Annotated in this window: 13 protein-coding genes; 8 read left to right on the top strand and 5 right to left on the bottom strand. The window is 45.9% G+C overall.

The genetic code is table 11. From position 1 onward, the window contains the following. Positions 1–18 precede the first annotated feature (18 nt). The gene (locus tag AB6E51_RS00685) at positions 19–633 is read right to left on the bottom strand and encodes a TetR/AcrR family transcriptional regulator (RefSeq protein ID WP_004736309.1); all 615 of its coding nucleotides are present in this window, start codon (positions 631–633) and stop codon (positions 19–21) included. Between the two features lie 236 nt (positions 634–869). On the opposite strand from AB6E51_RS00685, the gene AB6E51_RS00690 reads away from it, so the two are divergent. From AB6E51_RS00690 to cyoE, 7 genes are all read left to right on the top strand, one after another. Further along, positions 870–1982 (top strand): efflux RND transporter periplasmic adaptor subunit, encoded by a 1113-nt coding sequence (locus AB6E51_RS00690; RefSeq protein ID WP_372058581.1) that lies wholly within the window; start codon positions 870–872, stop codon positions 1980–1982. Positions 1983–1990: 8 nt separating this feature from the next. Further along, complete coding sequence (locus AB6E51_RS00695) at positions 1991–5089, top strand: efflux RND transporter permease subunit (protein WP_372058579.1); 3099 nt, start codon at positions 1991–1993, stop codon at positions 5087–5089. A 749-nt stretch (positions 5090–5838) separates the two neighbouring features. Further along, positions 5839–6735, top strand: a complete 897-nt coding sequence (cyoA, locus tag AB6E51_RS00700) for a ubiquinol oxidase subunit II (protein ID WP_081326284.1) — start codon at positions 5839–5841, stop codon at positions 6733–6735. A gap of 5 nt (positions 6736–6740) precedes the next feature. Further along, on the top strand, positions 6741–8828 hold the full coding sequence (gene cyoB, locus AB6E51_RS00705) for a cytochrome o ubiquinol oxidase subunit I (RefSeq protein WP_372058578.1): 2088 nt from the start codon (positions 6741–6743) through the stop codon (positions 8826–8828). Next, complete coding sequence (cyoC, locus tag AB6E51_RS00710; protein WP_010439790.1) at positions 8818–9435, top strand: cytochrome o ubiquinol oxidase subunit III; 618 nt, start codon at positions 8818–8820, stop codon at positions 9433–9435. The genes cyoB and cyoC overlap by 11 nt, the downstream gene beginning before the upstream one ends. Next, the gene (cyoD, locus tag AB6E51_RS00715) at positions 9435–9746 is read left to right on the top strand and encodes a cytochrome o ubiquinol oxidase subunit IV (RefSeq protein ID WP_004736302.1); all 312 of its coding nucleotides are present in this window, start codon (positions 9435–9437) and stop codon (positions 9744–9746) included. Before cyoC ends, cyoD begins: the two co-directional genes overlap by 1 nt. Before the next feature lie 8 nt (positions 9747–9754). Next, positions 9755–10627 (top strand): heme o synthase, encoded by an 873-nt coding sequence (cyoE, locus tag AB6E51_RS00720; protein ID WP_004736301.1) that lies wholly within the window; start codon positions 9755–9757, stop codon positions 10625–10627. Between the two features lie 77 nt (positions 10628–10704). On the opposite strand, the gene AB6E51_RS00725 is transcribed toward cyoE, so the two are convergent. The 4 genes from AB6E51_RS00725 to AB6E51_RS00740 form a co-directional block, all read right to left on the bottom strand. Then, the gene (locus AB6E51_RS00725; protein WP_372058576.1) at positions 10705–11193 is read right to left on the bottom strand and encodes a hypothetical protein; all 489 of its coding nucleotides are present in this window, start codon (positions 11191–11193) and stop codon (positions 10705–10707) included. Between the two features lie 166 nt (positions 11194–11359). Further along, a complete protein-coding gene (locus AB6E51_RS00730; protein ID WP_372058575.1) occupies positions 11360–13336 on the bottom strand; it encodes an alkyl sulfatase dimerization domain-containing protein in 1977 nt (658 codons plus the stop codon). A gap of 329 nt (positions 13337–13665) precedes the next feature. Next, a complete protein-coding gene (locus AB6E51_RS00735; RefSeq protein ID WP_017060202.1) occupies positions 13666–14655 on the bottom strand; it encodes an efflux RND transporter periplasmic adaptor subunit in 990 nt (329 codons plus the stop codon). Continuing rightward, positions 14655–15281, bottom strand: coding sequence for a magnesium transporter (locus AB6E51_RS00740; RefSeq protein ID WP_372058573.1), 627 nt, complete (start codon positions 15279–15281; stop codon positions 14655–14657). Before AB6E51_RS00740 ends, AB6E51_RS00735 begins: the two co-directional genes overlap by 1 nt. 773 nt (positions 15282–16054) lie before the next feature. Here AB6E51_RS00740 and AB6E51_RS00745 point away from each other — a divergent pair. Next, positions 16055–16990 carry a LysR family transcriptional regulator gene (locus tag AB6E51_RS00745; protein WP_017068098.1) on the top strand — a complete coding sequence of 312 codons (936 nt, stop codon included), beginning with the start codon at positions 16055–16057 and terminating at the stop codon, positions 16988–16990. Positions 16991–17102 lie beyond the last annotated feature (112 nt).

The raw sequence follows: 17102 nt of genomic DNA on the forward strand, positions 1-17102 counted from the left end.
CGGTTAAATATTCTAAGATTAACGAGGCTGGTTGCCGTTCAAGAATAGCGCGACACATTCGCGAGTGTAGTGAAGTCTTTCTTCTTCAGATTCTCCGCTATCGTGTCCGAAGAATCCCCAATACGCCGATTTGCCGTGAAACATCAGCAACAGTTGGCGTGCTGCAATGACTGGCGAGCTTGATGTCGACAGTGTGAGATCACCAGAGTCTATTTTCGACTGCAAATAATCAGCAAGTAACTTGGTGGTTTTCTGAGGCCCAGTTTCTAAATAGATAGAGGCGATCTCTGGATGCGTATTCGCTTGGCTAATGGCATTTTGAAAGGTTTGTCTAGATTGTTCATCAAGTAATAAATCCTGAAACTTCACACCAAATTTCACCAACTCATCACCCACCGCAGCATCCATATCAAAGGCAGCAGGACTGAGTTCTCGCTCCGCACACTTGGTTTGCATGCAGGTTTCGAAAAGTTCGTCTTTGTTTTTAAAGTGAGAGTAGACCGTTTGCTTAGAAACGTTCGCTGCTTTGGCTATCTGGTCCATATTGATCTTGAAGCCATGTTCAGAGAAAAGTTGGCTGGCTGCGGTTAAGATCTGCGATCTCTTCTGTTCACTCTTGATGATTTTAGTCACGTGCTTGCTTCTCGTTACTTAGTGTTGTCTCGTTACCTAGTTTGTCTCTTTGCTTGGTGCCTGTTGGTGCTCAGTTCTATGTGTCTCGTTTTACGCTAAGCATTATGCTTTTTGTGATGGTTTTATCAATCATTAACGATGAAACTTATTTTTAACACAATCAAACTAGACAGTCTAGTTTGATTTGGTTAGTCTAAAAAAAGAACATAATTGAGTACCGCATAGGAACAGTACGTATGTATAAATTGATGAAGGGAAGCGCAGTGGCAGTGGCGTTGTCGGCTTTTCTTGTTGGATGTGGCGAAAAGGAACAAGCCCAAGAGTCGGTTGATTCAACCTCTGAAACGGCATCGAGCGTCCAAACTATTTTAACCGTGGAAACGATGGCCTTGGCGCTGTCTTCCTCTTATGCAGTACAACGCGAATATGTCGGTGTGGTTAAGGCGGGTCAACAGGCCAATTTAGGTTTCGAGTTGGCCGGAAAAGTAAACGAGATTCTGGTGGATGTCGGTGACACAGTCACAACGGGTCAGCCGTTGATCAGACTGGATACCCAACTTTTGGAAACCGAGTCTAGCCAACTGAAAGCGCAGGCTGAAGAAGTCAAAGCTCAATTGAGTTTGGTGGCAGCGAACCTTAAACGTCAACGTTCATTGAAAGCGAAAGGCTTCAGTGCCGAAGCGGAGATTGATTCTCTCACCAGTGAGCAACGCGTATTGCAGGCGAACTTGTTGCGCATCGATGCATCGGTAAAAGGCAATGAACTGAAATTGGTGAAGTCGACAGTGCTTGCGCCTTATTCTGGAACCATCGCGACGCGCTTTGTTTCGCTCGGAGATGTGGTGAATGTGGGTAATCCAACTCTTACACTGCTCGCTTCTGAGGGCAAAGAGGCCTTCATCGGTATTCCTGCTCACCAAATGCAAAAAGTCACCTCACTTTCTTCGCCTAACATCCGAGTTGGGAGAACAGATTATGCCGTGGAGCTATTGAATCCCGGCGCAATGGTCGACACCCAATCTCGCAGTGTCGGTTTGCGTTACCTATTCCCTGAACAATCATCGGTATTGGAAGGGCAACTTGCCTACCTTAAATTTGATGAGCAGATTGATGACTCAGGTTACTGGGTGCCATTAACGAGTTTGATTGATGGATTGCGCGGTGTGTGGAACATCTTTGTGATTGGTGAAGACAATAAGGTTGAACGTAGAAGTGTTCAGGTGTTGTTTGCCAACAATCAACAAGCGTACGTGAGTGGGGCGATTGAAGACGGTGAACAGGTCATCGCCAGTGGTTTACATCGCTTAGTTCCGGGCCAAATCGTGAAACCAGTCAGTGCGGCTGAGTAGGTAATAGTATGAAAATAATAGAGACTATTTCCAACACTCGACTGCTTATCTTGATGACCGCACTGCTGATGGTGAGTGGTATTTCTGCGTTCATGACGTTGCCACGTGCAGAAGACCCAGTAATCATCAACCGTTACGCGAACATTACTACCAGTTTCCCCGGAGCCAGTGCCGAGCGTGTTGAAACCTTGGTAACAGAAGTTATCGAGAACAAGCTGCGCGAGCTGAGTGAAGTTAAACTCGTGAGCTCAACCTCAAGACCGGGCGTGTCTATTGTCACCTTAGAATTGAATGACACCATCACCGAGCCTGAGCCAGTTTGGTCCCAAGCTCGCGACAAGTTATCTGATATCGAATCCATTTTGCCTGCGGGTGCTCAATCGCCTGATCTCGATAGCGACCATACCTATGCTTTCACGACCATCGCATCTCTAACTTGGTCTGGTGCAGGCGAGCCTGATAGGTTAACGCTGGGCCGTTATGCCAAAGAGCTCGCCAAGCGACTAAGAACTTTGTCGGGTACTGAATTCGTTGATGAATACGGGATGCCGCAAGAAGAGATTCAAATCAGTTTACGTACGGCCGATGCCGCTGCTCTAGGGCGCTCAAGTGCCAATATTGCTGAGTCGCTCGAAGGGGCAGACGCCAAGAACTCCGCCGGCGAGTTAGTGAGTGCTTATTCTCGCTTTGGCTTAGAAATTAAATCTGAACTCGATTCTATTGAACGTATTAAGCAAGTGCCAATAGCCACTGATAGCAATGGTCACATCATCCGTATGGAAGACATTGCTTCTGTGAAACGTGGTGAGAAAACCCCACAAGACCAGATTGCCATTATTGATGGTGAGCCGGGTGTGATTGTCGCGGCAAGAATGCATCCTGATCTGCGAGTCGACAACTGGACGTCGCGAGCTAATGCTCTGATTGGTAAATTTGAGCAAGAGTTACCAAGTAACGTTAAGGTGACGGTGCTCTTTAATCAGCAAGGTTATACCGAAACTCGCTTAGACGATTTAGGCAAAAGCTTGATGATCGGTTTCGGTCTGATTTTGATTGTGTTGTTTGTCACTTTAGGCGTGCGTGCCGCGATCTTAGTCGCCATTTCTCTGCCGTTAACCTCATTATTGACCCTGTCGATCATGAAAATGACCGGTGTGCCGATTAACCAAATGTCGGTGACAGGCCTAATTGTGGCGCTCGGGATCATGGTTGATAACGCGGTGGTGATGGTCGATACCATTCAAGCTTATCGTTTGAAAGGACAACAGCGAGCTGAAGCGACCATGAATGCATTGAAGCATTTATGGGTGCCGTTATTAGGCTCAACCTTAACTACCGTGTTGGCGTTTGCCCCGATTATCTTGATGCCGGGAGCATCGGGTGAATTTGTCGGTGGTATTGCGATTACCGTTTCTTTCTCATTGATCGGCTCTTACATTATCTCGCACACCTTAATCGCAGGTTTAGCGACCAAGCTACTGCCGAAACAACTCAGTGATGTCGACAAGAAAGGGCAGCACCATTGGTACATGACGGGTTTGAGAATTCCTGCTTTGACGCGCTGGTTCTCATCTTCTGTTCGCTTTGGCGTCACGCATCCAATCATCACGATTGCTTTGGTGTTGTTGGTTCCGTTTACTGGTTACTGGAGTATGTCTCAGCTGACTGAGCAATTCTTCCCGCCATCAGACCGAGATATGTTTGAGATTCAGGTGTACATGCCGCCGCAAGCAAGCATTTATGCGACGAAGAATACCTCTGAGAAAATAGACGATATCATTCATCGTTACCTTGAAGTGGAGCGCATTGATTGGCTCGTGGGCGCTAACTTCCCATCCTTCTATTACAACCTGCAAGCAAGGCAAAATAATGCGCCATACTTCTCGCAAGCGATGGTGAAAACAGAGAACTTTGACCAAGCCAATGCGCTAATTCCACAGTTGCAAAAGGTGTTGGATGAAGAGGTGCCGGAAGCACAAATCTTGGTACGTAAGCTTAACCAAGGGCCTCCATTTACCGCGCCCGTTGAACTGCGTGTCTATGGTGAAAACCTCGATACGTTGAAAGCGATTGGTGAGGATGTGCGATTGATTTTGGCGGGTGTTCCTCATGTGACGCACACAAGGGAAACCCTGCAACCAGGTACTCCGAAGGTGTGGTTGAAGGTTGATGAAGACACCGCAAAGCTGAATGGTATTTCATTGAACCAGTTCGCAGGTATGCTGCAAACTACTCTGACAGGTCGTGAAAGTGGCTCTGTGATTGAAGGCAGTGAGTCGGTACCAATCCGTGTTCGTGTGGCAGATGAGGCGCGTGAAAACTTGGTTCACTTAAGCAATATTCGTCTGCCAATCAGTTCTGATGTCTACTCAACAGGGATCAATGTTTCGACGCTGGCAGAACTGGAATTGACGACCAGTCGCGGTGCGATTACTCGTCGTAACGGGCAGCGTGTGAATACCATCGAGGGTTACATTGAAGCGGGTGTCTTACCTCAAACCGTACTTAATGAATTCCAAAAACGCTTAGCAAGCTATGAGATGCCATCGGGTTACACCATTGGTTTTGGTGGCGAATCAGCGGAGCGAGACAATTCAGTCAACAGCCTCATCTCGAATGTCGCAGTCGTGGTGGTATTGATGGTGCTGGTGGTGGTGATGTCATTCAACTCGTTCCGAATGAGCAGCATCATCTTCATGGTAGCAGGGTTGGCTGGTGGACTAGGGCTGTTGTCGGTATGGATCTTCGGTTATCCGTTCGGCTTTACGGTGATTATCGCGATGCTTGGGATTGCGGGCTTAGCGATTAACGCGGCCATTGTGATTTTGACCGAATTGAAACTCGATAAAGAGGCTTCCTCCGGGAATGTAGATGCAGTCGTTGAAGCTGTGATGTCGTGTACTCGCCATATCAGCTCAACCACGATAACGACTGTTGGCGGCTTTATGCCATTGATCATCGCTGGCGGTGGTTTCTGGCCTCCGTTCGCGGTCGCGATTGTTGGCGGAACGGTATTAACCACGCTTATCTCGTTCTACTTTGTACCTGTGGTTTATCATTTGATGACTCGAAATCAGCGAAAATCCATGACTACTCAAGCGGCATAACTGTTTTTCAATTTAACGTCTCTTCAATTTGGCTACTCTTTAATTGCCCATAATCGAGCCGTATCTGGCTCGATTATGGTGTGGTTATTCTCGATAAATTCATCCCAATTCCTACCTTTTTGTTGTGCTTTTCACCGCTATTACGCCCTCAATTAGTCAAATTATCCTTTCTGTTAGTCATTATATTCTTTCAATTCGTCACATTAGTGCATAGATGAATGCTTGATTATCTTGTTGGTGAATGAGTGGGTGTTTTGAATAATCTAACCAGTGAATACCTTGTAAATGGTATGTGAATTCACAATTTTGACGGGCGTCACACTTCTATTTATTCGCTCTTTCTAATGTACCTTGAACTTGCCCCGAGCTTTGGTGGTGAGCGAGTGTTTATCTACTTTTTCTAAATCCCTTGTCAGTACTGGCTCCATCTGTGTAGCACGCTATTGATGTGTGTCTTAATCGCTTACTGCTTCTTAGTTTTCGTCTTCATAAATGGAAGGTTAGTTTCCAAGTTTGTTTGGTGAGCTTTCAATTTCAACTCTTCATAATGCGCCGAATGTAACAATGTATTTCAAAGTGTAACAATTAAGTCATGTTTTCTGTGTGGTTTTAACCCAGCAGTAACGAACCTTATTGCATTGCTTTTTGAGATGCGGCGTTTCACATGCTCAACACATAAATATTCTAATGATCATGACAACCAGTACTCAGACGTTCGTTCTGAGGCTGGATAACCATCGAGAAAGTTAATGGAAGCTTCAAGATATAAACGCATTTTATCGAGGACAAATTTGTCGAAGATTGGTTTGCTGGGAACCGTTCTGATGCTCGAAGGATGTAACTCCGCATTGCTCGACCCAAAAGGTAGCGTTGGCGTTCAGGAAAAAGAGCTGATTATCACGGCTCTGTTGCTGATGTTGATTGTCGTCATCCCAGTGATTCTGATGACCATCTACTTTGCTTACCGATACCGCGAGAGCAATACCACGGAAGAGTATGCACCTGACTGGGCACACTCAACCAAGATTGAAGTGGTGGTATGGACGATTCCAATCATCATCATCGCGATTCTAGCCACCATCACTTGGCGAACAACACACGAATTAGAGCCATCAAAGCCTCTGGAAAGTGATGTGCAACCTATGGTGATCGAAGTGGTCTCTCTGGACTGGAAGTGGCTGTTCATCTATCCGGAGCAAAACATTGCGACGGTTAACTATGTTGCGTTCCCGAAAGATGTACCGGTGACGTTTAAGCTAACTTCAGACAACATCATGAACGCGTTCTTTATCCCGCGTCTTGGTTCGCAGATCTACGCGATGCCGGGAATGGTGACCAAGTTGAATTTAATTGCAAACCACGAAGGTGACTTCAAAGGCTTTGCATCGAACTACAGTGGCAAAGGGTTCTCTCAGATGAAATTCACCGCATCGGCCATGCCTGATCAAGTGGCGTTTTTAAACTGGGTGGAGAAAGTGAAAGCAAGCCCTGATCGCATCGAAGATTGGGAGCAGTTCCGTTCATTGGCCGCGCCAAGTGTGGCTGAGCCTGTGACGCTGTTTTCAAGTATCCCACCATTTTTATTCACTGATGTCGTGACCCAGCACCCTGGTTCAATGAACTGTTTGCCGGAAACCCAAGGATAATCGTCATGTTTGGAAGATTAACTCTAGACTCAATTCCCTACCACGAGCCCATTATTTTGGTCACGTTAACCATGATCGCTTTAGTGGGCAGTTTAGTGGTGTACGCGGTAACCAAAGCCGGTAAGTGGCAATACCTTTGGAATGAATGGTTTACGTCGGTAGACCACAAAAAATTGGGCTTCATGTACATTGCTGTTGCGATGGTGATGTTAGTTCGTGGCTTTGCTGATGCGGTCATGATGCGTAGCCAGCAATTGCTTTCTGCAGCCGGTGAAACGGGCTATTTGCCGCCACATCACTACGACCAGATCTTCACGGCTCACGGCGTGATCATGATTTTCTTCGTAGCGATGCCTTTGGTTATCGGTTTGATGAACATCATCGTGCCGTTGCAAATCGGTGCTCGTGATGTTGCATTCCCTTATCTGAATAACTTGAGCTTCTGGCTATTTGTGGTGGGTATTATCCTAACCAACATGTCGCTTGGCTTAGGTGAGTTTGGCCGTACGGGTTGGTTGGCGTATCCGCCGCTGTCTGGTATTGAGGCGAGCCCGGGAGTCGGGGTCGATTATTGGATATGGGCGCTGCAAATATCCGGAGTGGGTACTACGCTAACGGGTGTGAACTTCTTTGCGACCATTTTGCGCATGCGTACTCCCTCTATGCCAATGATGAAGATGCCAGTATTCACTTGGGCATCTCTGTGTGCCAACATCCTGATCATCATCTCTTTCCCAATCCTAACGGTAACCATCGCGCTTCTGACGTTGGATAGATACATCGGCACGCACTTCTTCACCAACGACCTTGGTGGCAACGTGATGATGTATGTGAACTTGATTTGGGCATGGGGACACCCTGAGGTGTACATCCTAATTTTGCCTATCTTCGGTGTGTTCTCTGAAGTGACTGCAACCTTCTCTCGCAAAAAACTGTTTGGTTATACCTCACTGGTATGGGCAACAGTGGCGATCACTATTTTAGCGTTTGTGGTTTGGCTGCATCACTTCTTCACCATGGGTTCTGGCGCCAATGTGAATGCCTTCTTTGGCATCGCGACCATGATTATCTCTATCCCAACCGGGGTTAAGATCTTCAACTGGCTATTTACCATGTACAAAGGTCGTATCCGCTTCACCACACCAATGATGTGGACAGTGGGCTTCCTAATCACCTTTACCGTGGGTGGTATGACGGGCGTATTGATGGCAGTTCCGGGGGCAGATTTCATTCTGCATAACTCGGTATTCCTGATTGCTCACTTCCACAACGTAATCATCGGTGGTGTTGTCTTCGGTTGTTTTGCTGCGATTGGTTACTGGTTCCCGAAAGCGACCGGTTTCACTCTGAACGAGCTTTGGGGCAAACGCGCATTCTACTGCTGGATCATCGGTTTCTTGATGGCGTTCTTGCCGCTTTACGCTCTGGGCTTTATGGGCATGACACGTCGTTTGAGCCAAGACATCAACCCTGAGTTCTTCCCTTTACTGGCGGTTGCGGCTGCAGGTACAGGCGTAATTGCGATGGGTGTGGTGTGTCAGTTCGTTCAGATTTACGTAAGTGTTCGTGACCGCGACCAAAACCGAGATCTAACCGGTGACCCGTGGGGCGGACGTACCTTTGAATGGGCAACGTCTTCACCACCGCCGTTCTATAACTTTGCAAAACTGCCTAAGGGCGATGAGATCGATTCGTTCTGGTATCAAAAGCAAAGTGGCGAGTTTGATCCAACTCAGGAAGAAGAATACGAACGTATTCACATGCCGAAGAACACACCGACAGGCATTTATGTGTCTGCATGGGCGTTGGCATTTGGCTTCGCAATGATCTGGTACATCTGGTGGCTAGCGGCTGCAAGCTTAGTGGGCATCGTGGTGACGTGTATTCAACACAGCTACAACGACGATGTGGACTACTACGTGGAAGTTGAAGAGATCAAAGCGATTGAAGCGGCTCGACGTGCGCAGCTTGCAGAAGCGAAAAAACAGTCAGTGAAAGGCGATCATTCTGGTCGTGGTAACAGCGCTGACGGTGATGCTGATAGTGATAATAACGACAATAAAGATGACTTGGAGACGACGTATGCAAGCTAATACTCCGTCACACACTTATGATCTTGCACATTCGCATGATCATCACCACGAAGCTGCGGGCAACAAGTTGTTTGGCTTCTGGGTTTACTTGATGAGTGACTGTGTCCTGTTTGCCACGCTTTTCGCGACTTATGCCGTGCTTGAGAGTGGATCAATTGCAGGGCCGACAGGTAAAGACATCTTTGAACTGCCGTTCGTGTTTGTCGAAACCATGATGCTGCTGTTCAGTAGTATCACATTCGGTTTTGGCATGATTGCGATGAAGCGCAAAGACGTGACCGGACTGAAGCGCTGGATCAAAGTGACTTTCGTATTGGGCTTAGCCTTTATCTGTATGGAAGTGTATGAGTTCCATCATTTGATTGCAGAAGGTTATGGCCCTCAAGAAAGTGCATTCCTTTCTGCGTTCTTTACCTTGGTTGGCACACACGGTTTGCACGTAACGTTTGGCCTGATTTGGATGGCGGTGGCGTACCACCAACTTTCAACCAAAGGCTTGAACGACAACATGTCGATGCGCTTCCAGTGCTTGAGCTTGTTCTGGCACTTCCTTGATATCGTTTGGATTTGTGTATTTACCATCGTGTACTTAATGGGGGTGATGTAATGGAACAGCATCTAGACAGTGGTGCAACGGATTATGTGAAAGGCTTTATTGCGTCACTGATTCTCACCATTATTCCGTTCTACATCGTGTGGGCGCATGTGTTACCAAGCACAGAAACGTACGTGATCTTGTTCGGCTGCGCGTTGGTGCAAATTTTTGTGCACTTTAAGTACTTCTTACATATGGAAGCGAAATCTTCCGATGGGCGTTGGAACTTGGTGTCACTGATGTTTACCGCCATTGTTGTATTGATTCTTATCGCTGGCTCGGTATGGATCATCTACAACATGAACGTCAACATGAAGTTGTAGGCTAGGGTATGCTGAAAAGATATCTGTCTATCACCAAACCGGGCATCATTTTCGGCAACCTGATTTCTGTTGCGGCGGGGTTCTTCCTCGCCGCAAAAACAGAACCAGCCAGCGCGATGTTGTTACTGACAACATTAGCGGGTGTGGGACTTGTGATTGCATCAGGTTGTGTTGTGAACAACATCTTTGATCGAGACATCGACCAAAAGATGAAGCGCACACAAAATCGAGAATTGGTTCAAGGAAACATCAATACAGACGTCGCGTTCGTCTATGCCTTGGTTTTACTGCTGGCAGGCACAGCGCTACTGTTTCAGTTCGCTAATCCGATCTCTGCGGTCATGGTGTTGCTTGGCTATGTGTTTTACGTCTTTTTCTACACCATGTGGTACAAGCGTACATCGGTTTACGGCACTTTAGTCGGCAGTATTTCGGGCGCCGTTCCACCATTGGTTGGTTACTTGGCGGTGACTAATTACATTAGTTTGGAAGCGGTTTTGTTGTTCGCGATGTTCTGCTTATGGCAAATGCCACACTCGTACGCGATCGCGATGTTTCGCCTTCAAGATTATCGAGATGCAGGCATTCCCGTGTTACCGGTGAAAGAGGGCGTCGACAAAGCGCATCAGCACATGAAAGCCTATGTGGTGGCGTTTGGCGCAGTCTCGTTGGCGCTGTTCCTACTCGGAGAAGCGGGCTACGAATACCTCGCGGTGTCGGCGGCAGTCTGTTTTATGTGGACTAAAGTGACGTTTCGTAAGGTTGATTGCCTAAACTACATCCAGTGGTCAAAGACGGTGTTTAAGGTGTCCCTGCTGGTGGTCATGAGCATCAGTGGTGTGCTGGGGCTGGAGTTGATTCCGTTGCCTACTCTTTTTTGATTTAAGTTTGTCGTTGAACCCTCAATGTTCTGAAGTCCGAGGGTTTGACGACTTTTTATCTGTCCCGCTTTAAGCTATTACCCTTCAAAAATATCACTAAGCCAATCTTCAAGCTGCTCTCGTTTATCTTGTGGGCCATTGATGATCACTAAGCCGTTTAGTGTCGCGTGATCCCAAGAGATGGTGCCAGTTGCTAGCGCATCGAACACATCGAGTTCCGTAATCAGTAATAGATCTTCCTCGGTAGGCAAAGTATCTCTGCCTGAGACATCGACCCCCTTCTCAAATTTCACTTGGCTGTAATGACCTTTGATTGCTTCGAACAAGTTGAACTCAATTTTGCTTGGGTGGGGTTTCGCAAGCGCAGCCTTGATGGCAAAGAGTCGAAAGTGATCTGGCTTATTGAGGTTGTTGAATTCATTGTCTTGTCTGGCTGTGATTACGTTGCCAAACACCTCTAGTGAACCGGGCTCTGTCACCAAACTAAACCCGGTATCTTGATGAAGGCCGCAAGCAAAAACCAAAGATGAACTGAGTGAAAGTAGCAGAGCGAAACGTTTTAGCATCTAGAAACCTTGAGTCGAACGTATATATTTCACATCACGCCATCAGTAAAGTTGATGTGAGCGGAGGAGTTTGAATTATATAATAAGCAAAAGATAAAGGGACCGCGAAGGGTCCCTATGTTTATCCGTTTGCTATCCTAGCGAGCCCTTAACTAACGTGAGTCAGTTAACGAACGATAAGCATCAGCTCTTCAGGGGAAAGAGGCTTATCGAAGTAGCTCATGAATAGACCAAAGGCTTGAATGTCGCCATTCGAGAACTTAAACGCACCAGACTGCATGTTGGTACCAATCACTTGTTGAGCGTTTGGACCAGCCATCAAGATTTGGTTCAATACTTGACGAGAAGTGTTGATTTGAACATCAGCGCCTTCTAGTGCCGTTTCATGAAGCTGAGCAATACCGTTACGCACTTCGATAGTGAATGACTCGTTGGTATCAGAGAAGTTGTAAGTTAGCGCAGTGTTCACATCTAGCGTGTTCTCTGCGATTAACGTCGATGTCATCATATCGAAGATTTGTTTACTTGGTAGGGCAGTTAGAACGTCTACAGAAGCAAAACTGATCATGTTAGAGAAGTCACGATTACCTTCTAGTTCAGCTGCAGCATTCAACGCCCAGTTACGCCAGTTGATGTTCACTTGATCGGCAGACCATGCTTTGTAAGCTTGTGCCTTTAGTAAGCGCGCTTCCATGTCATCTTTGTTTACCGTGATAGGGTAAGAAAGAATCTCCGCTGCAAAAGTGTAGTTCTCTGCTTTCATCGCTGCTTTTGCTGTGTCGATGATGTTATCACGGCCGCCCATGATTTCTACGAAAGCTTTAGCACGCTGCTCATAAGCCATTGGCTCTAGTTGCCACGGATCGGCTTCGAAGAAACCGTTGTAGCCTACGTAAATTTGGCGAACAGCGTGTGCAACAGTACCATAATGCTCACCCAACCAAGGGTGTTCTGCAAGGTGCTTAGGAAGTTTAACCACTTCAACTAGCTCGTCTGGCGTCATACCTTTGTTCATGTGACGAATCGTTTGGTCGTGTGTGTATTGGATTGCATCACGGTAAGCCGTTAGTACATCCGCTACCGCTTCTTTGCCTTCAACAGGACGACCATGCGAGTTGATCATGATTTCTGTATCGAATTGACGCATAACGTCGATGCCCTTGAACCACATGCTTGGATCACGGAATTTCGTACCGCGAATTGTGTGTAGGTTCGGGAAGTTTTCGCCTTGTAGAACCTCTGCTGCGTGCAGGATTTTTTGTTCTGGGAAGTAAACCACTAACTCATCTTTAGTTTCAGATGGCACGTTCTCGATGTGCATTTTCACGCCAGAAATTTCGATTTCGATGTGGCTTTGGCTTGGTACAAGCAGGTTTGGTTCGATGAACGAGATAGCACCTTGCATGAAGTGTGGACCAAGGCCGTCGTTTACTGTGCCGTGCTCGCCTTCTTCTACGTGCTTAGCACCTGTGTAAGAAGTACGGTGACCAAATAGAGTACCTAGGTTTGAAGACCAGTTAGCCACTGCAGCGGTTAGGCCTTCTTCAGCGATGATTTTTACTTCACCTGATGCCACTTCTTCGTCAGTCACCCACGCACGCACACCAGAGATGTGGTCGATGTGGTTGTGAGAATAAATGATTGCTTTAACCGGCTTGTCGGTGATTTGACGGAATTGCTCTTTAACCGATTGAGCCATTTCTACCGACTCGCCTGGATCAACAATGATGATGCCGTCCGTACCTTCAATCATGACGGGTGTATCTAGACCGAAACCGTAACCAAGATATACGTTGTCATCTACTTTGATGATTGCTTGGTCCATTTTACGACCATGCTTGGTGAGGATTGGGTGAACATGGTCAGACTCAGCAGTGTAAGCTAGAGAATCGCCTGTTTTAGAAACAACTTGAATACGTTCGCCTTTTCCCCAGAACATGTTTGATTTGTGTTCGAATAGAACCTCGCTCTTGTAGCGAGCATCAAGATCAATGTTTTGGTATTGCGCAGCATTTGCCGTCTGAAGTTCTTGGCCGACTTTCGATGTCGCTTCTACAGTTGGCGTTGCAGATGCAAAACCAGAAGCAAGTAGAGTGCTCGCAATAGCAACAGGAAGCGCCATTTTTTTGAATGTATTAGTCATGGTAGTGACCTTATATTTGGATACAGGAATTGGATTTCTTGAGCCAAATGATAGAGGTGGGGGAGGTCGCTATCTACGCGGTAATAATATTTCAATCTATCGTTTTTTCGATGATTTGTTTGATAAACGATTGTATTGGCGATTAATTTTGATCTAAATCAATTAGTAAATGAGCTTGCAACAGATACAAAAATGCCCTGAAATTCAGGGCATTTGTTTTACAATTAGTCGCTAGTTCATGAGTGGCTGTGATACGAGTGAATAACAGCCAAATCATTGAATACTTAATTGCTTATCAAGAGCTAATCGTTTACCAAGAGCTTAATCGTTTACCAAGCACCTAGGTATGACTTGTAAGATTGTAGGCGAACTGTTGCTGCGCCGATTACATCAATGAAGCCCCAGAACGGATGTGGTTTCTCTGCCGAGATCCAAGCCGCGCCAGTTGAACCAATAGGGATGTTGTAACCTTCTGGTTCAATGATCTCAAGTACGATAGTACGACCTAAACCATTGCCGTTTCTTACCACGTGTTGACCGACGCTTTGTGGCCCCTGAAGTGGAGAAATACTCGACTCACCGGTACCGGCATTAAAGCTGTGTACTTTTGCTCGGAACACGTGGCCTGGGTATGCATCAACGAAGAACTCAGCGAAGTCTCCTACTTGAACATAGCCATAAGTTTGGTCTGAAATACGCATCTCAAGAAACTTTTTGCTGGTGTTGTAGAGGTGCATGTTACCCATGACAGAACCTTCAGCAATATTCACTATCGATACCTGACCATCAAACTCAGCTCTAATGGTCTTTTTCTCTTGCGCCCAATTTACTTTTTGTAAATCGGCTTTTAACGACACCAGTTCAGCATGCAGCACTCGAAGATCAGAGTCGTACTTTTCTACGTCACGCATATTGAAGATTTCAGGTGACGTTTCAGCACGCTCTAAATCGCGATCCATCTGCTTGATTTGTTCTTCTTTCTGAACAATTGAAGATTCGATCTTGGCTTTATCTGCGGCAGAATTGATGTCGACGAGAGTGTAGATTATGTCGCCTTCTTTAACCATTTGGTTGTGCTCAACAAGCACTTGGTCGATCTGCTGACCAAAGATAGGTGACATCACCGCGTGTGGTGCTTTGACTGTGGTTGAGTTGGTTAAATCAACGGGTGCCCACAAGCGAGAGATTACTGCTAATACTGCAAGAATCGTTACGCCGCCAATGGCAGCCCATGTGTAGTTCTTGAAGTTCTTCTTAAGTGCGCCTGTCGCAAACAGTGACCATACAATTAGGATGTATGGAATCATCATCTCTTTCATTATGCGACCTCTTTTTCTGTAGCGGATGGTGTTGTTGGAGTCTTTTCTTTTGAAGGCTGAGCTTCTGGAGACTGTTCTACTGGAGATTGTTTGGTTTGAGACGGCTCCGTTACTGGTTCTTCAGGTGATACGTGGACTACGGAGGCCTCTGTATTAGTCGCGTCTCGTTTAGGTTGTACACCACGGCGAATCACATCACTCAGTGATTGACCAATATGTTTCCAGTTCGCCAATGCGATGACCAAGGCGATAACCCAGAATGTTTTGCTGATGAACAGTCCACAAAGTGACAGTGCAAACACGATCTGTACGTGAGCGCTTTTGTGCTCTTTTGCTTTATGCACTCCCAGTTCATGCAATTGCCACATGCCGTAAATACCGGCTAATACGACAGCAATGGTCACTGAGAACAAGTAACCAGAGAAGTACTCCATCTGGAAGAAGTTCATCATCATTTCATTGGGATGATTGTTGAATTGAGACATGTCGATGTCTTTAGAATGGATTGTGCCTAACGGTGCAAGAGCCCATGCACCAGCAAACATTACCGCCATAAACAGGCAGAATTTAATCAAGACCATCACAACGGCCCAGATTTTCTGGAAAACGATTTTTATAAAGTTCATATCTCAACCTAAATAAGGAGAGAGAAAGTGCAGCCTTGGTACAAGACTTTTAGAAGACATCTGAAAGAGGTGTTGAACTCACGTAACCGTATAGACCTACTGAGTCAAAAGTACTAGATGACAATTAAAAATCGCTTTGACCACGTAGACAACGCATTCTCGCGAATAGAGTGTTAAAAACACCTGGCGAAATCATTCTTAAGTAACGTCTACCATTGATAGGTTCGTTTGCTGCATTGGGTTTTAAGGCCGTCTTCCGTGATGTGTGCAACACCATCATCTACACATTTTTAGGTTTTCTGTTTAGGTTAAGAATTGATTTGTTGGCGAAATAATAGGAAGTGTAACTGGTGCTATCTACGCATTATTGCGATATTGAATTATCGTAATTACGATGAATTGAGTGGTTGCTTAAACGTGAGGTGGGTTTATTTGAACAGGCTCAAACTCGGCTTATAAAATATGTCTATTTAATTAGCCTGGATCATAGAAGTGGCTATAAAAGTATCAATAAGGCAGGACGGAAATATTGAATACTCCGACCAGTCTAGGGTGAGTTTGGGTGGATTAAGCGTTACTGGCACAGCGAAGAGATTTAGATTCCAATCTGGCGAATGTGGCAGCTATTCGAAAGAGTGAGTTGTTCTGACATTTTTGCTCTTTACCATATGATGCTTCCTTCTCAGTTTTGTTTTCTCAATGAGCATCCGTTGTTTCATTCTATCGTTTTTACGATAAGATAATTAAATCTATCGCCAAATGAGCACTGAATCATGAGTAATGACATTCCGAATTTTAACTTATTGGCTGTGTTTTCAGCGGTGATGGAGCAGGGCAGTTTGAGTAAGGCTGCCGATCATTTGAATACCAATCAATCGACGATCAGCACTGCGCTCGGCCGACTGAAAAATGAAATTGGCCAAGAGTTGTTTGTGCGCAGTGGGCGAGGGGTTGTGCCTACTGCTTACTCGCAAAGCTTGTATGAGCAAATCAAAGCGCCAATACACGAGCTCAACGGCGTGTTTCAAGGTATGGCTGGGTTTGATGAAGCGAGTACAGAGCGCAGGTTTGTGGCTTCGGTTCCCGAACATTTAAAGTGGATGTTGCTCGATCGATTTTCTCAGTTATCTAACCAAGGCTTATCTCTTGAGGTGTATGACCAACCAGATAGTGATGATCAAGTCCATGAGGATCTATTAACTCAGAAGTTTGATTTGATGATCGACATTGTGTTGCCTGAGCATTCAAGCATGATGAGCGAAAAGCTCTACGATAGTGAGTTTGTGATTGTTTGCCGAAATGGGCACCCTAGGATCAAAGGTGAGATCACCGAGGCGCAATATCTCAGTGAGCAACATGCGGTTTTAGCCAGAACACGTCGCCAAGTAAGAAGTTTGACTCACTACACTTCGTTAGACTTATCCTCGCGTAAAATTGTAATTCACGGCAGCTCTATGGCCAGTAACCTAATGCTGTGTAGCCAGACTGATTACATCACTGTTGTGCCGCTTTCTATGGCGAACCAGTATCAGGAACGTCTTGGGTTACAGTTGTTCAAACCGCCTTTCGATTATCAGCCTATCTCTCATTACCTCATTTGGTTGAAAAAACAGAACACCGATCCGGCACATAAGTGGTTGAGAGAGCAGATCATCAATACGACTAATGACATGTCTAAATCACTAAACAGTTGGCGCTCCGCTTTCTGATCGTCGCCCTATCTTTTGTTTGCCAAATATCTTCTTAACAAATCACTTGTATTAAGTGAGTTATAATAAAAAATTATCACAATGAGAATTTATGATAATTTCATTTATTTGC

Origin of the sequence: Vibrio sp. 10N.247.311.47, from assembly GCF_041467535.1 — a bacterium.
Taxonomy (GTDB): Bacteria; Pseudomonadota; Gammaproteobacteria; order Enterobacterales; family Vibrionaceae; genus Vibrio; species Vibrio crassostreae_C.

Excerpts from the sequence above, each read along its gene's own strand:
- AB6E51_RS00695 (WP_372058579.1), top strand. The coding sequence starts at position 1,991 with ATGAAAATAATAGAGACTATTTCCAACACTCGACTGCTTATCTTGATG.
- AB6E51_RS00725 (WP_372058576.1), bottom strand. The coding sequence starts at position 11,193 with ATGCTAAAACGTTTCGCTCTGCTACTTTCACTCAGTTCATCTTTGGTT.
- cyoC (WP_010439790.1), top strand. The coding sequence starts at position 8,818 with ATGCAAGCTAATACTCCGTCACACACTTATGATCTTGCACATTCGCAT.
- AB6E51_RS00735 (WP_017060202.1), bottom strand. The coding sequence starts at position 14,655 with ATGAAAGAGATGATGATTCCATACATCCTAATTGTATGGTCACTGTTT.
- AB6E51_RS00740 (WP_372058573.1), bottom strand. The coding sequence starts at position 15,281 with ATGAACTTTATAAAAATCGTTTTCCAGAAAATCTGGGCCGTTGTGATG.
- AB6E51_RS00690 (WP_372058581.1), top strand. The coding sequence starts at position 870 with ATGTATAAATTGATGAAGGGAAGCGCAGTGGCAGTGGCGTTGTCGGCT.
- cyoA (WP_081326284.1), top strand. The coding sequence starts at position 5,839 with ATGGAAGCTTCAAGATATAAACGCATTTTATCGAGGACAAATTTGTCG.
- cyoB (WP_372058578.1), top strand. The coding sequence starts at position 6,741 with ATGTTTGGAAGATTAACTCTAGACTCAATTCCCTACCACGAGCCCATT.
- AB6E51_RS00745 (WP_017068098.1), top strand. The coding sequence starts at position 16,055 with ATGAGTAATGACATTCCGAATTTTAACTTATTGGCTGTGTTTTCAGCG.
- AB6E51_RS00730 (WP_372058575.1), bottom strand. The coding sequence starts at position 13,336 with ATGACTAATACATTCAAAAAAATGGCGCTTCCTGTTGCTATTGCGAGC.
- cyoD (WP_004736302.1), top strand. The coding sequence starts at position 9,435 with ATGGAACAGCATCTAGACAGTGGTGCAACGGATTATGTGAAAGGCTTT.
- cyoE (WP_004736301.1), top strand. The coding sequence starts at position 9,755 with ATGCTGAAAAGATATCTGTCTATCACCAAACCGGGCATCATTTTCGGC.